Annotated in this window: 11 protein-coding genes and 1 pseudogene; 4 read left to right on the top strand and 8 right to left on the bottom strand. The window is 56.9% G+C overall.

Features of this window, described 5'->3' with window-relative positions; translation table 11 throughout:
• Nucleotides 1–294 precede the first annotated feature (294 nt).
• The 3 genes from A0257_14965 (at nt 295) to A0257_14955 (ending at nt 5,142) form a co-directional block, all read left to right on the top strand.
• The gene (locus A0257_14965) at nt 295–1,908 is read left to right on the top strand and encodes a peptidase S53 (protein AMR28260.1); all 1,614 of its coding nucleotides are present in this window, start codon (nt 295–297) and stop codon (nt 1,906–1,908) included.
• 53 nt (nt 1,909–1,961) lie between these two features.
• Nucleotides 1,962–3,110, top strand: a complete 1,149-nt coding sequence (locus A0257_14960; protein AMR28259.1) for a cysteine desulfurase IscS — start codon at nt 1,962–1,964, stop codon at nt 3,108–3,110.
• A gap of 208 nt (nt 3,111–3,318) precedes the next feature.
• A complete protein-coding gene (locus A0257_14955; protein AMR28258.1) occupies nt 3,319–5,142 on the top strand; it encodes a hypothetical protein in 1,824 nt (607 codons plus the stop codon).
• A 312-nt stretch (nt 5,143–5,454) separates the two neighbouring features.
• Here A0257_14955 and A0257_14950 read toward each other — a convergent pair whose 3' ends face one another.
• Nucleotides 5,455–6,423, bottom strand: a complete 969-nt coding sequence (locus tag A0257_14950; protein ID AMR28257.1) for a hypothetical protein — start codon at nt 6,421–6,423, stop codon at nt 5,455–5,457.
• Between the two features lie 100 nt (nt 6,424–6,523).
• Complete coding sequence (locus tag A0257_14945; protein ID AMR28256.1) at nt 6,524–7,204, bottom strand: hypothetical protein; 681 nt, start codon at nt 7,202–7,204, stop codon at nt 6,524–6,526.
• 192 nt (nt 7,205–7,396) lie between these two features.
• On the opposite strand from A0257_14945, the gene A0257_14940 reads away from it, so the two are divergent.
• Complete coding sequence (locus A0257_14940) at nt 7,397–7,594, top strand: hypothetical protein (protein AMR28255.1); 198 nt, start codon at nt 7,397–7,399, stop codon at nt 7,592–7,594.
• Nucleotides 7,595–8,104: 510 nt separating this feature from the next.
• Here A0257_14940 and A0257_14935 read toward each other — a convergent pair.
• The 6 genes and pseudogenes from A0257_14935 to A0257_14910 all read right to left on the bottom strand — a co-directional run bounded on the left by A0257_14935 (nt 8,105) and on the right by A0257_14910 (nt 14,071).
• Complete coding sequence (locus tag A0257_14935; GenBank protein ID AMR28254.1) at nt 8,105–8,626, bottom strand: hypothetical protein; 522 nt, start codon at nt 8,624–8,626, stop codon at nt 8,105–8,107.
• Entirely contained in the window at nt 8,626–9,090 is a 465-nt protein-coding gene (locus tag A0257_14930) for a hypothetical protein (GenBank protein ID AMR28253.1), read from the bottom strand. The genes A0257_14935 and A0257_14930 overlap by 1 nt, the downstream gene beginning before the upstream one ends.
• A gap of 77 nt (nt 9,091–9,167) precedes the next feature.
• Nucleotides 9,168–10,738: pseudogene (locus A0257_14925) on the bottom strand (DNA sulfur modification protein DndE).
• Nucleotides 10,739–10,753: 15 nt separating this feature from the next.
• Nucleotides 10,754–11,710 (bottom strand): hypothetical protein, encoded by a 957-nt coding sequence (locus tag A0257_14920; GenBank protein ID AMR28252.1) that lies wholly within the window; start codon nt 11,708–11,710, stop codon nt 10,754–10,756.
• Between the two features lie 21 nt (nt 11,711–11,731).
• Complete coding sequence (locus tag A0257_14915; GenBank protein ID AMR29791.1) at nt 11,732–12,529, bottom strand: restriction endonuclease; 798 nt, start codon at nt 12,527–12,529, stop codon at nt 11,732–11,734.
• A 213-nt stretch (nt 12,530–12,742) separates the two neighbouring features.
• Nucleotides 12,743–14,071: a sulfurtransferase gene (locus A0257_14910; protein AMR28251.1), complete on the bottom strand. Its 1,329-nt coding sequence runs from the start codon at nt 14,069–14,071 to the stop codon at nt 12,743–12,745.
• Nucleotides 14,072–14,486 lie beyond the last annotated feature (415 nt).

The raw sequence follows: 14,486 nt of genomic DNA, 5'->3' as shown, positions 1-14,486 counted from the left end.
GCAGAGCGAGGATGAAAAAGAACGTCCTTCCGAGCTTGCCGAGGAATCTCGCCCGCATCGTGGAACGACACCCGAACGGCACGGGCGAGATTCCTCGGCAAGCTCGGAAGGACGTTCTTTTAGGGCAACGCCTGCTCGGAAGGACGTTCGGATTCGCAACGACTTTGGTGACGAAGATAAGTAATCCCTTACCTGGCCGGGCGGCTGCTGAAAACCAGCTCTTGAGCGTTATCCCGGCGCGCTGGTTTGCGTACGAAGCTGGTAGTACTTCTTCCTTTATACCCACCCTACCCCATGCCCCAGTCCCAAAACCGGGTAGTTGTTCGCGGCAGCGAGCGGCAGCCCATGCCCAAGGCCCATTCGCAGCACGCCCTACCCCCCACCGAGCGCCTGGAAGTGACGGTGCGCCTGCGCCCCAAAGCCGCGCTGGCCAGCGCGGCCGCCAGCAGCCACGCGATGGCCGACGTGCCGCCCTCCCAGCGCACCTACCTCAGCCGCGAGGAGCTGGCCGCCCAGTGCGGTGCCAGCGAGGACGATGCCCAGGCCGTGGCCGACTTTGCCCACGCCCACGGCCTGGTGGTGATTCACACCGACCTGGCCCGCCGCAGCGTGCTGCTGGCCGGCACCGCCGCCGATTTTGGGGCGGCCTTCGGCACGCAGCTACACCAATATAGCTCCCCCGAAGGCACCTACCGGGGCCGCACCGGGACCGTGACGGTGCCCGCGCCGCTGGCCGACATCGTGCAGGGCGTGTTTGGGCTCGATGACCGGCGGCAGGCCGAGCCGCACTTTCAGGTGCGGCCGGGTCCTACCCCCGCGCCGGGTGCCATCGTGGCGCGGGCGGCGGGCCAGTCGTTTACGCCGCCGCAGCTGGCGCAGCTGTATGATTTTCCGGGCGGGCTCGATGGCACGGGGCAGACCATCGCTGTTATTGAGCTGGGCGGGGGCTTCAAGCCCGCCGATTTGAAAGCGTATTTCACTGGCCTCAACTTGCCCGTGCCTACCGTGAAAGTGGTGAGCGTGAACGGCGGCCGCAACCAGCCCACCAACGCCAACAGCGCCGACGGCGAGGTGCTGCTCGACATTGAGGTGGCCGCCGCCGTGGCCCCGCGGGCGCACCTCGTGGTGTATTTCGCGCCCAATACCTCGCAGGGTTTTCTGAACGCGATAACTACGGCCGTGCACGATAAGGTGAACAACCCCGGCATTATCTCCATCAGCTGGGGCGGCCCCGAATCGACGTGGACGGGCCAGGCGATGGACCAGTTTGACCAGGCTTTTCAGGAGGCGGCCATGCTGGGCGTGACGGTGTGCGTGGCGGCCGGCGACAATGGCTCGGCCGATGGCGTGGCCGACGGCCAGCCCCACGCCGACTTCCCGGCCAGCAGCCCCTTCGCCCTGGCCTGCGGCGGCACCAAGCTGACGGCCAGCGGCCCCACCATCAGCAGCGAAGTGGTTTGGAACGAAGGCCCCAACAGCGCCACCGGCGGCGGCCTCAGCGCCCACTTCCCGGTGCCCGCCTACCAGCAGCAGCTCAAGTTCCCTACCCCCCCCGCCGGGGCCAAAGCCGGCCGGGGCCTGCCCGACGTGGCCGGCGACGCCGACCCCAACACCGGCTACCAGGTGCGCGTGGATGGCCAGAACCTGGTGATAGGCGGCACCAGCGCCGTGGCCCCTCTCTGGGCCGGCCTGCTGGCGCTGCTCAACCAAAAGCTGCCGAAGCCAGTGGGCTTCCTGAATCCGCTGCTCTACGGCTCGCTGGCGGGCCAGGGCGTGACGCGCGACATTACCAGCGGGAACAACGGGGCCTTCGCGGCCGGGCCGGGCTGGGATGCCTGCACCGGGTGGGGCAGCCCGGTGGGCGGTAAGCTGCTGGCGGCGTTGCAAGGGGGGGCGGCCGTGGCGTAGGGTAGTATCTGGCAACGGTGGGAAAGGTAACTTTACAACATAAGCTCACCACCATGATTTATCTCGATAACAACGCCACTACCCGCCTCGACCCGCGCGTGCTGGCAGCCATGATGCCCTTCCTCACCGACGAGTACGCCAACGCCGCCAGCACCCACCCTTTCGGCCTGCGAGCGCATGAAGCCGTGAAGCTGGCGCGGCAGCAGGTAGCGCAGTTGTTAAGCTGCGAACCAACGGAACTGATTTTTACATCGGGCGCGACGGAGGCCATTAACCTGGCCATCAAAGGGGTGGCCGATAGCTACGCCAGCCGGGGCCGCCACATCGTGACGGTGCAAACCGAGCATACCGCCGTGCTGGACGTGTGCCGCTACCTCGAAACCCAGGGCTGCGAAGTATCCTACCTGCCGGTGCAGCCCGATGGCCGGCTCGACCTAGCCGTAGTGCAGGCCGCCATCCGGCCCGATACCATCCTGGTATCGGTGATGCTGGTCAATAACGAAACCGGCGTTATCCAGCCCATCCGCGAAATTGCGGCGCTGGCCCACGCCGCCGGGGCGCTCTTCCTGACCGATGCCACCCAGGCCGTGGGCAAGCTGCCGATTGACGTAGAGGCGCTCGGCATCGACCTGCTCACCTGCTCCGGCCATAAGCTCTACGGCCCCAAAGGCATCGGGGCCCTCTACGTGCGCCAGCGCAAGCCGCGCCGCGTGAAGCTGGCCGCCTTGCTGCACGGCGGTGGTCACGAACGGGGCTGGCGCAGCGGCACCCTCAACGTGCCCGGCATCGTGGGGCTGGGCCACGCCGCCGAGCTGTGCCGCCAAACCATGACCGAAGAAGCCGCCCGCCTCGGGGCGTTGCGCGACGAGTTGGAAGCGGGCTTGCTCACCATCCCCGGCACGCACGTAAATGGCAACCAACAGCACCGCCTTTACAACACCACCAATATCCTGTTCGAGGGCTGCGATTCCGATGCCCTGATTATGGGCCTGACCGGCATTGCCGTTTCAAATGGCTCGGCCTGCACAGCGGCTTCGGTAGACCCGTCGCACGTGCTGCTGGCAATGGGGCTGGACGAAACGGCGGCGTTTTCGTGCCTGCGGTTTAGCTTGGGGCGGTTTAGTGGGGTAGCGGAGCTGCCAGAGGTGCGGCAGACATTGGCCGGAGTGGTGCAGCAGCTGCGGGCGTATGCGGCGGTGTAGGAATGCGGGCGCTATCCCCGTTGGCTTTTGTTTCTTTGTAGTGCATGACACTTGATGAACTACAGGAACTGCGGGAGCAATTTGATTTTGAAGCTAAAACGGCTGCCGGACGCGACGGCAAGGGCACGCAGCCCCAGAGTTTTGGGAAACGTATAGCGCGTTTGCTAATACCGAAGGCGGCCTTATTGCGCTTGGCGTAAAAGAATCATTGGGCAAGCCGCTGGACGTGCGCGGCGTACCGGAGCCGGAGCGGCTACAAATAGAACTGTGGAATGGGCTGAACAACCGAAAAATCATCAACCACAACCTGTTGACGAATAGCGATGTATCGCTGCTGATACTGGAAAATCAACCCACTGTGGTACTGGTGCGGGTGCCCCGCGCCCGTCGTCAGGACCGGCCGGTATACGTGGGTACCAACCCGCTGACGGGCACCTACCGCCGCCAGCACGAGGGTGATTATCTCTGCCCCGAAGCCGTGGTGAAGCGGATGTTGAGCGAGGCCCAAAATGATACGCTCGACGACCGGCCCCTGCCAGGTTATGGGCTGGCAGACCTGGCCCCGGACACCCTGCGGGCGTACCGCACCGAATTTGCGGTGCGCCGCCCAGGCCACTTGTGGAATGGCTACGCCGACGATGAGTTTCTGGAATGCATTGGCGGCTGGTACCGCGACCGGGCTACCGGGGAGAGTTGCCTCACGCTGGCCGGGCTGTTGATGTTTGGTCAACAGCATATAATTGTGCAGCAAGTGCCTTATTACGGCCCCGACTACCAAGAGCAAGCGCCCGGCAACACCCGTTGGGTTGACCGCGTAACTCCGGATGCCGGATGGTCGGGCAACATCTACGATTTCTACCGCCGGGTCTATCCAAAGCTGACGGCCGACCTGAAAGTCCCTTTCCAATTGGTTGGCGACCGCCGGGTGGATGAAACCGACGTACACAAAGCCCTCCGCGAAGCATTGGTCAACACGCTGGTTCACGCCGACTACAGTGGCAGTATCCCGATTCGCATCATCAAGTCACCGGGCAGCTTCGACTTCCGAAATCCCGGCCTGCTCCGTATTCCGGCCGACGAAATATACCGGGGCGGTACCAGTGACTGCCGTAATCGCCGCTTGCAAACCATGTTCCAGCACGTGGGAGCGGCCGAAAAAGCTGGCACCGGCTTTTCAGCCATTCTCCAGGCATGGGCCGAGCAATCGTGGCTTCAACCTCGCCTAACCGACCATGAGACGCTGGAAGCGGTAGAATTGAAACTGCGTGTTACCAGCTTTATTCCGCCGCAAGCAATGCAAGAGCTACAAAAGCGGTACGGCGAAAAATTCTTGCAACTCGATGCTAACGAGCGTTGGGCCGTAGTGTGCGCCTGGCACTACGAAACCGTTACGAACGATTTTTTAAGCAAGCAGATAGACCTGCATTCCGCCGACTTAACCAAAATACTTGGGCGCTTGGTGAAAGCAGGTTTGCTAGAGCAAAAGCTGGCCGGCCGTTGGACGAGCTATCGCTTGGGCAAAGGCGAAGCGACAGTAACAGAAGTTATTAATCAAGTCAGTCTAACCCAGTTAGGGCTATTTTCTTCTGCTAATTCTAACATACCACAAGTCGGCGCTGACATATCACAACCTGGCCTGGACATACCACAAGTCGGCGCTGACATATCACAACCTGGCCTGGACATACCACAAGTCGGCGCTGACATATCACAACCTGGCCTGGACATACCACAAGTCGGCGCTGACGTAGCGCGGGTCGATACCAGCATATCACAAGATGAGTGGTATACGCTGATGCAAGTTGCCCAACCTATGCATAGTGGTCAGCCTCGTCAAGCAACCGTTGATGCCATCATCTTAACCCTTTGCACGGGACGCTACTTAACTGCTCGCCAGTTGGCCGAACTGCTTAACCGTCAGGCCAACTCTCTGCGCAATAGCTATTTGCCCCGCTTAGTAAAAGACGGCTTCTTGGAGTTGCGCTACCCGAACAAACTACGTAGCACCAGGCAAGCTTACCAAACCAAGTAGTACCTACCCACCTATTTCCAATACTGCTCCAATTCAAACAACTCGCCGCGCTTAAACTCCTTCACGTTCGCTACGGCTTGCCTCTGCTGAACCTTGCCCTTGTTAGGAGGCCCTTCGAAGGCTGCAACTCTGACGCAATGATTATGGGCCTGACTGGCATTGCCGTTTCCAATGGTTCGGCGGGTACGGCAGCTTCGGTAGACCCGTCGCACGTGCTGCTGGCAATGGGGTTGGACGAGACAACGGCGTTTTCGTGCCTGCGGTTTAGTTTGGAGCGGTTTAATAGCGAAGATATAGCGAATTCGCAAACGCTTAAACCGCTTTTTGGGCAGGTTTGGTGTGGTAGCCACAATGGTCAAACCAGTTTTGGGCGTCCTGACTACTAATCCAGTCGATGGCCTCACGTACGGCTTCTTTTAGGGCCTCGTAGGAACGGGCGGCGCAGGTGCGCAGCTTGGTTTTGAGCTTGCTCCAGGCCTGCTCGATGGGGGAAAAATCGGGGGAGTACGGGGGCAGAAAGACCACGTCCACGCCCCGCTTGGCCAGCCACTCGCGCAGGCCCGCGAGGTGGTGCACGGGCAGGTTGTCGAGCACTAGCACATCGCCCCGGCGCAGGGTGGGGGCCAGGCACCGGCCTACGTAGAGGGCGAAACTGTGCTTGTTGAGGGGCTGATGGAGCAATTGCAGGGCTCCAAGCCCGCGCACGGACAGCGTACCAATAAGGGTGTAGGAGCGGCCCCGACGCAGCGGCACGGCCCCCCGGACGCGTTGCCCACCCACCGCCCGGCCGTGGGTGCGGGCGTAATCCAGCCGCAAGCCCGTCTCATCCAGAAAATGGAACCGGGCAACATCGGGGCGGGTGCAGACCTGTTCGACATGGTCCTGACGGGCCTGGCGTACGCGCTCGGTGTCGCGTTCAGCCGCGTGGGGGCTTTTTTTTCGCCGCAGCTCGTGTTCGTCCAGCACTTGCCAGAGGCAGGTTTGGCCCACGGGGCGGCCCCCGCTGGCCTGCCAGGCCTGGTTTAGCTCGGCCAGCGTAGCATCGGGGTGTTGCGCCACGTAGGCCACGAGCCAGGCTTGGGCGGCGGCATCGAGGTAGCGGGCCCGGCCGCCACTGGCCGGTTTGGGGGCCAGTGAGCCGGTTTGTTGCTGCTGGCGAACCAGGCTTTTGACAAAGGAGCGGCTCACATCGAAGCGCCGGGCAACGGCGGCTTTTTTGGCCCCCGGCTCCTGGCAGGCCGCCGCCACCCGGGTACGTAAATCAAGCGAGTACGGGTTCATAAACGCTAATACGACAAGTAACTGATAGTGGCTTAACTGTTTGCGAATACGCTATAACATCTTCTGCACTAGAAAAAGAGTCGAAGAAGGTGTGAATTTCTTACGAATTCTTGCTAATTAAATTTAGCGAAGGACCTACTCTAAGCTTAATATCTCCCGCATTCTTGGCATAGTTTGCATTCATCCCTGCCAACACAGTCTTAGACTGATGCAGACCAAAGTGGTAAAAAAGATACGCCCTAGCTAAAGACTCATTTTGCAGGACGGTTTCTTTTGTAGGATTCCATAAAATAAAACGCCAAAACTCGTCTTTTATATCAACCGGTACTTCGGCAATAAACTGCATGAAGTGCAGTTGGTTACTTTCATCAAGAGCTTGGTATAAATCCGCCACAATTTTTTGACCAATTGGTCGCAAGTAAAAAGGGCCTCCGTCATTTCTAGCCAAGCCTACAGCCTTGCTTCCTTTTAGGAATTTTACAGCGGACGGGAATAATTCAAAAAATTTATCCCAGAACGCGAAAATCCTAGCCGTTTCAGATTCGATTACCTGGTCTGTCGGCCGAATTCTGACTTTGGGATTTTCGTAAATACTTTCTGCTTTTAGTAGCACTTCATTAATACTATATATAGCCAAAACAGTGGTCAATGCAACATCGTACTGGTTCTGGTAAAGGTTAGCCGTCTTATTTTGTGCTATGGCCTGCCTACCTTTAAAAATCGGATATTCCTCAATTAAACTTCGGGTAATAATTGCTGACAAATCGTCTTCGTCAAGCAACACGTTTTCGCCCTTGGAAACTGGCTTTGCGTGGCGGTTAATAGTAGAAAACAAACGTCTGGTTCGTTTGCGGCCCTCTTCAGTGCTAGAGCGTGAGGACAATTATCGAAGCCAATCTATGGCTGCTGCCATATGCCAAAAAGCCAGAAACGAAACAACGGTTTTTTCATAGCGCGTTGCCAGTCGTCGGTATTGCTTGAGGCGACCGAAAAACCGCTCTATTTTGTTGCGGTCGCGGTAGGTTTCTTCGTCTATCGAGGCTGGCTCCAGTCGGTTGGGACGGTTCGGAATGACCGCCTCGATGCCCTGTTGGGCGCAATAAGCGCGGGTTTCATCGCTATCATAAGCCGTGTCAGCCAGTACTTTACCCGGTGCCAAGTCCGCCAGTAGTGGCAGGGCCTGCGGGCTATCACCGGCCTGGCCTTCAGTGGCTATCAGGCGCACGGCGTTGCCTAAGGCGTCGACGCAGCCGTGGATTTTGGTGCCGATGCCGCCCCGGCTGCGGCCCAGGCACTCGGTAACGGGGTCGCTTTTTTTTGGCCAGCCGAATGCTGGTGGGCCCGCACGACTGTCGAATCGAGCATGACCCAGTCCAAATCCGGCGTTTTGACGGCCTCAAATAAGCGGAGCCAGACCCCTTTTTGGGCTAATCGGCGAAAGCGTTTGCAAACGGAATTGGTCTTGCCAAAGCGTTCAGGCAAGTCGGCCCACGGACAGCCGGTACGCGCAATCCAGAGTACAGCGTTGAAAAACAAGCGATTATCTGTAGCCGTCACGCCACAATCGGTGGCTTTGCCGGAAAGGTGAGGGGCGACCAAGGCCCAAGTGGCATCGGAAACTTCGTGACGGCGCATAAATCAGAAATTAACAACAAAGATATATTAACCGGCGTTATTGTCCTCACGCCCTAGCGTGAATAATTAAAGTGATAGCTATCTGCTCCTGACCTATTTCCGGTTTGTCCAATATCGCTTCACGGAGTCCCTTTAACCGATGCTGACCGTCGAGAATAAATAGAGTTTCGTATCCTGTAAGCCGGATAGCACCGAAAGAGTCTTGAAACGCTTGAGCAGTTTCTTCATCAGCTTTCATTGCTGCTAAAGCTGGCTCTACATCAATAGGTTGCCAATCTGGATTGCCGCCAAAAATTGCGACAGTGAGATTATTAAGGTACTTATCAGGTTGTGAGACGATGTACGTCTTAATTGGCCCTAACCTCTTGATATCAAACTCACGCTGTAGTAAGTAGCTTACGCCTTTTCGAGAATAGATTTCTTCTACCTCCTCTACCGTTTTGATGCGGTAATTCGGCTGCATAAAATTGCCAAAATCCTCGACAATATCACTCACCCGCATAATAACTTGGTAGTAGCGCCAGTGGCCAAATTCACCGGTAAGAGCTGGAAGCAGTAATGGTTTCATTAGCGAGCGGCGTAAAGGCTGATGTACTGTTTTAATACTTCTGCTCTAAAGAGCTTATTCATTGGAGGCACAATCTTATCAATCAGGTCAAATTCTACACTTGTTAGGTCTGCTCTTGAGAATCCATCAGTTGGAAAGTAATTAAAATACAGTTTATCTTCCCAAACCACCGTCATTACCCGCTTAAGTTGGTCCGATGGTTTACTTGAGTTAGCGTAGTGGAAGTATTCACCGAAACGCTTACGCAAATTCACTGCTTGACCAACATATAAAATATAACGATGCTGATAATTAAGCAAAGCTTCTGGCAGCGATTTTACGATGAACATATAAACACCCATTTCAGAAGGAATGCTGCTAGCGCTTGTTCGGTCAAACTTGACTTCGGACCAGATTGGGATAAACGGGTTGTCCAGCACCAAACCATCGGCCTCCCAAATGGTATAGTCGGCGCAAAATGTCAACCAACGTCTTTCTCTTTCACGCAAGATATCAGCATTAGTAATCACTGGTAAGTAAAGGCTTGGCATAAAGACTTGTATTATTTCGACCAATACTGTTCTACTTCAAACAACTCTCCCCGCTTAAACTCCTTCACGTTTGACACAGCCTGCCCCTTCTGAATCTTGCCCATGCTTTGACTTAGCAAGCGGGTTTCAACGTCGCTGAAGCCGAGGAAGCGGGACATTGGTTTCAGGTTCAGGCGGTCGTTTATTTCCAGCAGCACGGCGTTGGCGCACATACTGGAGAAGTCGAAGGTGGGCTGGTTGAACTCTTCGATGCCTTGGGACAGTAGCACCACGGCTACGCCTTTGGAGCGGATTTCGCGCAATATGCTTTCTAAGAGTCCTTGCGCTTTTTTATCCTTGAATAATACGTGGGCTTCGTCAATCAGCAGCACGTAGCGCAGGGCCTGCACCCCGTTCACGACGGGCGCGTTGTCCATGCCCATGAACGTGGTGTAGATGTAGTTAATCGCCAGGAAAGTGGCCGTGAAGCGGATAGTCTTGTCCAGGTCGCCGGACAGGCTGAAGTAGTAGTTTTTACTGAGGAAGTCGGTTTTGGCGCTGGTCTGGTTGGAAAACAGCTCGTAGTCGCTCAGGCTGCTCATGATTTGCGTGAGCGTATCGGCCTTGCCGCCAGTCACTTCAAACAGGCAGTCGCTGATGTCGCGCAGCGTGGGGTAGGCCCCGCCTTTGGTGCGGGCGAAGGCTTCTTTGGTGGCATCCTTAAGCTGCTGCGTTTGGGTGGCTCCCATGCGCGGCGCGTAGGTGGCAATAATGTCCACGAACTTACTGATGCCCATGAGGCGGCTCTTCTCGTTCACGTTGTCGATAAACGTGAGCGGGTTGAGCGGAAACGGCTTGTCCGGCGCGTCGATGAAGGTGGTGCGGGTGCGCTCAAAAACGGCTTCATTGCCTGCACGTCGTCCTTTTTCAAGCCCTTGAAATCGAGGTAGAGGAAGTTGACGCTCCCGTTGGAATTCTCCACAAACTGGCGCAGCAGGTCGAGCGCGAACTGCGTTTTGCCGGTGCCCGAATTGCCCGCTACCGCCAGGTGCGCGTTGTTGCGCTTGGTGGTGTCGTTCAGCACTACCCGGATGGGGGCACGGGCTTCGTCCAGGGCGTGGCCAAACTGCAAGGTAAGCGGCCCGCTAAAGTAGTCTTTGGTTACCGTCTGGTTTTTGTTCACCACGGCCTCCACCGTTACCTCTTCTAACGATTCGGAGCCGCGCTCAATGTGCTCAATCAGAAAGTCGAGGCCCGAATAGCTGCGGTTATCGGCAAAAATCTTGTTGAGCCGCGTCAAGCCGTCGTCAATGTGCATTTTCAGGTAGCGCGGCAGGTCGAGGCTTTCCTTGTGGATGCCATAGTGCTGGCAGATGAGCACCACGTAGTACGGCTTGTTGCTCCCAAACAAGGTTTCTTCCTTGTATTCTTTGCCCCTGGTATCGAGTATTTTGGCCAGGTCCAGCCGCTCGCCCCGCGAAATGGAGTAGGCCAGCGCAATGCGGGAAATAATATTTTCGGACTGGCCCTGCGGAAACATCCGGCGCGTCAGTTCCGACACGATAGTTTTGTTGGCCTCCGAAGTTCTGATATGAAGCAGCACAGTAAATAAGGTCGCTTAATTCGAGGAGTGGTAGAGAGCGGCGTAGCGCGGAAACAGGTGGTCCGGCGCTACTTCCTCAAAGCTAGACTGGTCGGCATCCTGGTTCACGATGAGGTAGGAGCGGGCCACGTTGGGTAGCAGCATCTCGTATTCGCGGGCCGATAACTCCTTGTTGATGAGCGGAAACAGGATTACTTGGTCGGCAATGTGGGGGTAGAAGTGGCGCACGATATTTTCGGCGTGCTGGTCGTCGAACTTCTGCATTGGCGAGTCGATGAAAACCGGAAAATTGAATTCCGATTCCTCCACCAGCCCATACAGCAGCGCCGTGGCGTACAGTTGCTGCTCCCCCTTCGACAAGCCCTCCTTTAAAATAATATCGCCGCGCTTGTTGTACAGCTCAATTTCAATGTCGCCGCCAATAATATGCACTTTCACGTCGTGTACGAAGCCTTTTTTGTGCATCAGCATTTTCAGGCCCTTGTGAATCTGCTTGGCCAGCGAGTGCCGTTTGCGGTCCTTGTAGAGGATAATAAAGTCGCGCAAGCGCCGCGACAGCACCTCCGTCAGCGCATCCTTTTGCATATCCTGCGCCGAAGCCCTGAGCTTTTTGCGCAAGTCGTCCAACTGCTTTTCTTTATTGACGATAGCCGTGTGGTGCGTGGTGTTGGCGTGTTCCAGGCCGCCCACCAACTCCCCCAACCGCTCCAGGTCATCGTCCACGTGCTTTTTGCGCTGCCGGTCGGCCTTCACCACCGCGTCTTCCGACAGCGACTCCGCGTCGGCAATGCGGCGCTTAATCTGCCCCAGGTCATTGCGCGTTTGGTTGTACTCGAAGTGCAGCCGCTTGAATTGCTCCCGAAACGACAGCCGCAGGTTATCAATCACGGCCTGTAGCTGCGCCCGTTCCGATTCGGTCAGGTCGTGCAGCAACCGAAAATCATCGGGAAATGACGGGCCATCAATGGCCAAGTGCTTCCGAATGAGTAGCTACTATTTCTGAAACACATTCGCCCGGTGCCACGCAAACGCCTCCAATGAGGGCGCATGATGCCCCGGAAGCATCAGTTCGAGCCCTTCAACCTGCCGCAAGCTGAAAGGGCTACTCGCATTCTCCGTAAATGCCGGGGAGAAAACCACCCGGTAGTTTTCATCCACCGCCAGCAAGCCCCGGTCAAAGGCGCGGTGTAGGTTCGGGCACAGCGCAATACCGTTGGTCAGCGTATTGTCGAAGCCCACGGCGAACGGCTTGATGTGGCAGGCATCAACCATTGTAATGCTGAATTTAGCGCTCACGCGCAGCCCCGAAATGCAGCAGGTTTCGTGGTAGAGCTTGATGATTTCGCGCCGAAATACATTGCCCCGGTTGTACACTTCGATTTCGTATTTCTCCGGGTCCAGCTTGGTCTTGGTGCTTTTTGCTTCGGCTTTCAGCCCGTCAATTACCGCTTTGTATTCGGCTTGGCTTTCGTTCACGACTTCGTTTTCCAGGCCCTGCACGTAGCCCGCGCTGTCGTCGTCAATGCGCGGCGCGGTTTGGCCGGGAAAACAGGTAGCCAGCAGTTCCTGGCGCAGCGCCTGCCGACTCTCCGGCTGCATGAGCAGCGCTGCCAAACTAGCATCTAGTTCTGCGCAGACTACGGCCGCCGACAGGTTGGCAAACGTGCGCATCGAACCCGCATTTTGCAGCCAGATTTCACAGCCCGCCACGGGTCGTAGCCGCCACCAATCACCCTTTTCGTTGGCAAGGTGGTAGAAAGGGAGCGCAAACCGCTTTTCATGGCCGGTAATTACCAGTGCGTTCCAGTAATTAGAAAACGTGCGGGTTAATTCCGGCGTAATAAAAACCTGATTTCCGTCGATGCGCCCAGCGGCGTATTCGTGCAGTACGCTCAACAGCAGTACCGGCTTATGCGGCGCGGCACCCTTACTTTTATCGCGCTTCAGGTGGGCGAAAGCGTAGCGATAATAGTCAAGGATTTTGGCGCTGTCCATGCGGCAAAACTAAACGATTGCTCCCTCCAGCAGGTAGTTATCGAGCACCTGCTCAATGTCGTTGTGCAAGCCGCGTTTGCGCACTAGCAACGATTTAGCTTTAACGACTTTTAGCGTTTGCTGAATCAAATCAAAATGACCAGGATTATCCTGACATACTTCACGCAGCAAGGTTTCTTCCTCCCGAATTTTAGCGGTGCGCCGGTCTAATCCCAAGTCAAGCTTGGTGTCGAAAACCGAATTATAAATCTGAGCTACGTCGTAGTCAAAAATCCCGTCCCGATACCACGTCACCTGCACCGCCACCAGTTCCTGGTGCGTGATAAAGGTCATGGTTTCATCGTATTCCTGCCGGATTTCCTTTTGGGCCTGCAATAAACGACGCAAAATTTCGGCCCGTACCTCCGGCTTATAAGGCCCCCAGGCATCTTCCCGGATAGTACCGTTGCGCAGCCGCTTTTGGCGGTATTGCTCGGGGTTATCGCGGGTCAGTATCAGGTAGTCGCGCAGTTCCGAGAGCGGCTCCATCCAGGTTTCGCCGTTCATAATGAGGCCGTCCATCGACTTGTCTTTCACCACCACCGTGCAGACCCAGCAGCCGAAGCGGCTTTTGCCGCAGGAAGGCGTTTCGTCGTCAATCACCAGCGGGCAATCGGCCTCGGTGCTGGCGTTGCGATACAGCGTTATCAGCTCCTTGTGGGTGCCGCCCCACGGTGGCGGCACCTGGCTCAGGTATTGCCACAGCTCATTCGTCTCAATGTCCTTGATGGGCGCGTACACGTAGGCGTTCGGCAACACGTGCTTGCGCAGGCGCTGCCCATGCACCGCGTGCTTAGCCATTGAGCGCGAGCGGCGCGAGCTTTCCGCCGAGCGGGTGCCCAGCAGAATAATAACCTCGCCCGCGTCGCTGATTTTGGTTTTGATGAAGTGGGTGGTCGGGTTGATTTTCAACCGCTCGGTGCACCAGCGGAACGTGCTGGACGGGGCCGGGTAACCTTTGCCGAGCAGGTTGGTCCAAAAAGAATCTTCCAGCCGGGGCGTCGTGCGATGCACGAAAAACGGCATACTCTGCTTGGTAGCCGCCGCTTCAATCCGGTGCAGCGTATCTTCAATAAACCGCACGATGCGCGGGTTTTCCACCATCGTGTCGTTGCACACCACGTGGACTGGCCGCCACCGCAGCTGTTCGGGCAGCTTCTGCACGGCCTTCCACACCAGTTGCAGCAGCATCGTCGAGTCTTTGCCGCCGCTGAAACCCACAATCCACGGCCGGCTGTTGTCCTCGGCCTGGTATTGGTCCTGGATTTCGGATTCGATAAAGGGGAGAATAAGCGCCATTGAACGAAGGTAGCTAGTGGCCAGCCGCGCCGACGCGACGGGCGTTTTTTGCGTGGCCTACCCGGCTTACCAGCAGGGTACTGCCAGGAAATGATTTTAAAATCCGGGAGCGGACAGCCAGCCCAAAAACCGGCTGCCCGCCCGGCTCCGCGTTAAGCAGCCCCTACCCCCCTATTCAGCCGCGAGTGCTTGTAGCCATACGTGAACTAAACGACTATGGACTGTAAGTCCATAGGTTTGAAAGCGAATGGAATTCGGCGGTTTCGGCTAAAGCCGGCTGAAAGAAGCCACTGAAAGTGGGCCGCTCTAGAATGAAATTCTGCTGGCGAAACGCTAGCGTCAGTCGTTGGGCAAAGAGCAATAACTAACTGACAATCAAAAATTGACCGTTCTTGCATAAGCAAGGCCGGCGAAA

It is taken from the genome of Hymenobacter psoromatis, from assembly GCA_001596155.1.
Lineage (GTDB): Bacteria > Bacteroidota > Bacteroidia > Cytophagales > Hymenobacteraceae > Hymenobacter.
The sequence above is the reverse complement of the archived record's forward strand: the minus strand, read 5'-3'. Positions and strand labels throughout refer to the sequence as shown.